Origin of the sequence: Sodalis sp. (in: enterobacteria), from assembly GCF_047607725.1 — a bacterium.
In the GTDB taxonomy this organism is placed as follows: Bacteria; Pseudomonadota; Gammaproteobacteria; order Enterobacterales; family Enterobacteriaceae; genus JBLKSS01.
This window is the reverse complement of sequence record NZ_JBLKSS010000331.1, coordinates 3,575-7,776: the sequence shown is the minus strand read 5'-3', so window position 1 is coordinate 7,776 and position 4,202 is coordinate 3,575. Positions and strand designations below refer to the sequence as shown.

2 protein-coding genes and 3 pseudogenes are annotated in these 4,202 nt (G+C 59.5%); all 5 read right to left on the bottom strand.

Going from position 1 to position 4,202, the window contains the following annotated elements; translation table 11 throughout:
- Positions 1-224 (bottom strand): annotated as a pseudogene (locus ACMX3H_RS19850) (deoxyribodipyrimidine photo-lyase); the annotation flags it as partial.
- 302 nt (positions 225-526) lie between these two features.
- The gene (locus ACMX3H_RS19845; RefSeq protein WP_415210010.1) at positions 527-808 is read right to left on the bottom strand and encodes a deoxyribodipyrimidine photo-lyase; all 282 of its coding nucleotides are present in this window, start codon (positions 806-808) and stop codon (positions 527-529) included.
- A gap of 15 nt (positions 809-823) precedes the next feature.
- A pseudogene (locus ACMX3H_RS19840) lies at positions 824-1,777 on the bottom strand (DUF523 and DUF1722 domain-containing protein).
- Positions 1,778-2,213: 436 nt separating this feature from the next.
- The gene (gene pgm / locus ACMX3H_RS19835; protein ID WP_415210011.1) at positions 2,214-3,857 is read right to left on the bottom strand and encodes a phosphoglucomutase (alpha-D-glucose-1,6-bisphosphate-dependent); all 1,644 of its coding nucleotides are present in this window, start codon (positions 3,855-3,857) and stop codon (positions 2,214-2,216) included.
- Between the two features lie 20 nt (positions 3,858-3,877).
- Positions 3,878-4,202, bottom strand: a pseudogene (locus tag ACMX3H_RS19830) (hypothetical protein); the annotation flags it as partial.

Below are 4,202 nucleotides of genomic sequence, written 5' to 3'. Positions count from 1 at the left end.
ATACAACAAACCCACCAATAATTCAAGACGTCCTCCACGGGGCGCTTACGTTCATTGAGCCAGGTGAAGGCGCAGCTCTGCCCCGGCGTTAGTGCTTGGGGGGACGCCTGGCTCAGCCGCTGATAACACTGGCGAGGCGATAGAACGCCGATCGCCAGCCAGGCGGACAGCCGGCTGGTGGCGTCCAACGCCGGAATATCGCGGCCGCGGTGATAATCCTGCAAATGTTGATGACAAAAGGTACGCAGACGGGAGAGTGCGGCCGCTTCACCGGCGGGATAGTCTTGCCCGGGGGGCGTGGTGGGATAATCAAACGGCGCGATCTCGCATGTCTTGCCGCAGGGGCCGCTCGCGGCGCCGGCAGGCAGGCCGGATCTTGCTCTTCGAGCCGGTGCAGGAAGGCGTTACGAAATTGCGTATAGACCTTGTACATCTGCTGGTTGCCGGTGTGGACGCTGCCCGGCGGCGGCTGCATGCTATCATCAAAGCCCTGGCACTGCGTGTCGTCGCCGTTCCGCCGCTCCAGTTACCGGTCACGCTCCCGCTCGTTGAATTCATATTGATAGTTATAAAACAGCCTATCCACCCGTTCGCGCTGGCAAAACGCCGCCAGGTCGTCGGCCAGATGACACAGATGTTGGCGGATAAATTCCGCCTGGCGCGGGCTCATGTCGTGATCCCGCCACTGCTGCGGCGTGGCGATAAACACCGCCAGCACCCGCGCGGGGGGATCCTGACAGGCCGCATATAGCGCGGTATTATCGTGTAAGCGCAGGTCGTTGCGCAGCCAGAGCAGATGGGTTGTCATAAAACATCCGTAGAGTTAATGTCCGTAACGCAGCCGCAGCGCTTCGGGATAGGGTTCAAAATAGCGCTGCTGCGCGAGCCAGGCATTAGGATATTCGACCATATAATGTTTCAGCAGCGTGATGGGTGCCAGCAACGGCTGCAGCCCCTGGCGATAGCTGTCAATCAAGCCGGTGAGTTCACTGCGCTGCGCGCGGGTGAGGTAACGGTAAAAATATCCCTGCGCATGCATCAGCACATTAGTATGGTTACACCGGGTCGCCGGGTGGCGCAACAGCGCCCTCAGCCGGTCGCGATACGCCAGGGCGAACGCGTCAAGCGACGGCCAACGGTCCATACTGGCGACAAAAGGGCCAATGCGCCGATAAGCCGGCTGCGAATGCGCCAGCAATAACAGCTTATAACGGCGGTGAAAGGCCATCAGCACGTCGCGGGTCAGGGGTTGGCGCATCAGTTGGTTGAATTCCCACAGGGTAAATACCCGCGCCACGAAATTCTCCCGCAATTGAGCATCCTGCAGCCGGCCATCCTCTTCTACCGGCAGCCAGGGCATTTGCTCCAGCAATATACGGGTAAGCAGACCCACGCCGGTTTTTTGCACCCCCTGTGATTCATAGACCCTTACCCGCGCCATACCGCAGCTCGGCTATTTGGCGCAGACGATATAGCCGCAGAGATCGGCGAGCTGACGTACCCGTTGGCGCGCGAATGCTTCCATGCTGGCGGTGTAATCCATGGGGTTCGCCTCTTTGCTCGTGCGCAACGTGATGTGATCGTTGAGATTTTTCACCAGCCTGAGCGCCGGACACGGCGTTGGCAGTCCGATAGCCATTTCGGGGCAGATGGCGGTGAAGGCGACAAACGGGGCAAAATCATCCATGGCGAACGCCAGGCGTTTATGGCCGCCGTCAAAGCGGACCTTTTCACCCATCAGACAGGCGCTGATACCGACGGGGATCCTACTGCTCATGCTCGGCTCCTGTGGAGGGTTTCGGGTAGGCAAAGCGTAGCCGAATTTCACTGTTTCCGCTGGCGGGCAATAACATATTGCCGGCGCCGCCCCCGCCGGGACGGGTTAACGGCAACCAAAAAAACGGCCATCGGATGATGGCCGGGGGGCTCGCCGCGCGCGTCACGGCGATATAAATGCCCGATTGGCGCCGGGCCGACATTATCGGGCCATGAAGAGTGCCCGCTTGTTTCGCTGAACGCCTTACCGGGCAGCAATCTCGCCTGCAGGGCTTGTGAACAGCCTTATCGAGCACCGAAGAGCCCGCTTGATTTGCGGTACCCCTTAGCGGGCAACAATCACGCCAGCTGGGTTCGCGAACCGCATTCGCTTTGAGGATAATACCCGTTGGGTTCGCTGGAGGTCACATCGGGCATGACCCGCCGCAGCCGGGGGCTTATTTCGCCCCTGCCAGCACGTCGCTCACGATATCCACCGCCTCTTTCTCGATCTGCTGGCGGTGCTCTGCGCCGAGGAAGCTTTCGCAGTAGATCTTGTAGGCTTCTTCCGTACCGGAAGGACGGGCCGCGAACCAGCCGTTTTGCGTCATCACCTTCAGCCCACCAATGGACGCGCAGTTGCCTGGCGCCGCCGTCAACCGCGTGGTGATCGCATTGCCCGCCAGCGTGCTGGCGCTGACCTGCTCGGGGGACAGCTTGGACAAAATCGCTTTCTGCGCGTGGGTGGCCGGCGCCTGAATGCGGTTGTAGCTGGGCGCGCCAAAGCGCTGCGCGAGTTCATCATAATGCTGCTGGGGATTTTTGCCGGTCACGGCGGTAATTTCCGTCGCCAGCAGGCACATGATGATCCCGTCTTTGTCGGTGGACCAGGGCTGACGGTCAAAGCACAGGAATGACGCCCCGGCGCTCTCTTCGCCGCCAAAACCCAGACTGCCGTCAAACAGGCCATCCACAAACCACTTGAAGCCTACCGGCACTTCCACCAGCCGGCGGCCGAGGCTGTCAACCACCCGGTCAATCATGGCGCTGGAGACCAACGTCTTACCCACGCCCACCTCATCGCCCCATTGGGGGCGGTGCTGGAACAGGTAGTTAATCGCCACCGCCAGGTAATGATTGGGATTCGTCAAGCCCGCCGGTGTAACAATACCGTGCCGGTCATAGTCCGGATCGTTGGCGAACGCCAAATCAAATTTATCGCGTAGCGCCAACAGCCCCGCCATTGCCGATTCCGACGAACAGTCCATGCGAATGATGCCGTCATGATCGAGATGCATAAAGCGGAACGTCTGATCGACCTCTTCATTGACCAGCGTCAAATCCAGCCGGTAATGCTCGGCAATGCGCTGCCAATAAGCGATGCCGGAGCCGCCCAGCGGATCGACGCCCAATTTCAGCCCGGCGCGTTGAATGGCCGGCATATCCACCACGCTAGCCAACCCTTCAACATAGGGTTGCACCAGATCTTTGGCGTGGATATGGCCACTTTGCCAGGCTTTGTCCAGCGTCAGGCGTTTGACGTCGCGCAGATTATCCGCCAAAAGCGCATTGGCGCGTTCTTCAATAACCCGGGTGACGTTAGTGTCGGCCGGCCCGCCATTGGGCGAATTATATTTGATGCCGCCATCCTCTGGCGGATTATGGGAAGGAGTGATAACAATACCGTCGGCCTGCGCGCCGCCGCCGCGATTGTGGCTCAAGATGGCATTGGAAATCGCCGGCGTCGGCGTATAGCCATTGTCCGCTTGCACAACCACTTCCACGCCGTTGGCGGTCAGGACTTCCAGCACCGAGATAAACGCCGGTTCGGAGAGCGCATGGGTATCTTTGCCCACATAGCAGGGCCCCTTGATACCCTGCTTGGCGCGCTCCTCGGCGATAGCCTGACTGATGGCCAAAATGTGGGCTTCGTTGAAGCTATGGCGTCCTGCGCTGCCGCGGTGTCCCGAGGTGCCAAACTTTACCGCCTGGGCACTGTTGCCCGGCTCAGGCAGCAATACATAATATTGTGACGTTAATTGTGCCACATTGATTAAATCACTCTGGCGGGCGGGCTGCCCGGCGCGGGGGTGATTGGCCATCGGAGCTTCTCCGTTGCTAGTCAATTAAATTTAAGAGTGCCGCAAACTTTTTCTATCAGCTCCGTTGGGAACTGCATCGCCAGCATAATATGTTCAATCATGCTCCGTTTGCGGTCGCTATTGGTATTGGTAATGACCCAATAAGGCGTACCGGGCACCTGTTTTGGTTTGGTCTGGTGGCCGCTTTGCAGCAGCGTTAGCCTGTCGCCGGCAAAATACGTGCGGGTACGGCCGTGCAGTGTTTCGGTAGACGCTGCGAAGGCCTGCGGCGACAGGGTGTACAGGGTGGTCAGGGTGGTCAGGGTGGTCAGGGTGGTCAGGGTGGTCAGGGTGGTCAGGGTGGTC